This window comes from Pedobacter ginsengiterrae (assembly GCF_039537385.1).
In the GTDB taxonomy this organism is placed as follows: Bacteria; Bacteroidota; Bacteroidia; order Sphingobacteriales; family Sphingobacteriaceae; genus Pedobacter; species Pedobacter ginsengiterrae.
Genome location: NZ_BAABAK010000023.1, coordinates 1 through 662, shown reverse-complemented (window position 1 = coordinate 662; position 662 = coordinate 1). Strand labels below are relative to the sequence as shown.

Below are 662 nucleotides of genomic sequence, written 5' to 3'. Positions count from 1 at the left end.
CGCCACGATCTGAATGATGGATAAGACTAGCTGCTTTATCAGCGGGTAACTGATTAAGAGCCATTTCCAAAGCAGATACAGCACCATCTGCTTCTAGCTTATTGGATATGTTCCATCCAATTATCTTTCTGGAATAGGCATCAGTGATCAGCGAAAGGTATAAATATCCCTCGCTGGTTGCAACGTATGTGATATCACTTACCCATAGTTGATGTGGGCGTATTAGCTGAATACCTCTGATCAGGTTGGGATATTTACGATACCAATGCCTAGAATTGGTGGTTATGATTTTGATTTTATGGTGCCGAATCAATAAATGGTTTTCCCTTAATAAATCAAAAAAGGCATCTCTACCCATAGTTATATTTTCTCTTTTCATTTCTGCGCCAATTAAACTGAGCACTTTACGACCACCAATACCAGGTAAGCTGCTCCGCTCATTTTTAATCATTTCAAGTACTATATGAGATTGCGCCCGACATTTATACTCGTACTTCTGTAACTGATAATAAGCCTGTCTGGTAAAGCCAAACAATCCGCAGAGCTTGTCAATGCTTAGCTCTGGACGTTGTTCTTTTATTTCTTTGACTGTTTGGCTCCAGACTTTTTTCTGATAGAGATATTTAAATCACGTTCTGCAATATCTATCATCTTGTTTGTAG

General features: G+C 38.8%; 1 protein-coding gene. It reads right to left on the bottom strand.

The genetic code is table 11. From position 1 onward, the window contains the following. A partial coding sequence (locus ABD692_RS20870) for a DDE-type integrase/transposase/recombinase (RefSeq protein ID WP_344770102.1) occupies positions 1 to 451 on the bottom strand: 451 nt, incomplete at its 3' end. Positions 452 to 662 lie beyond the last annotated feature (211 nt).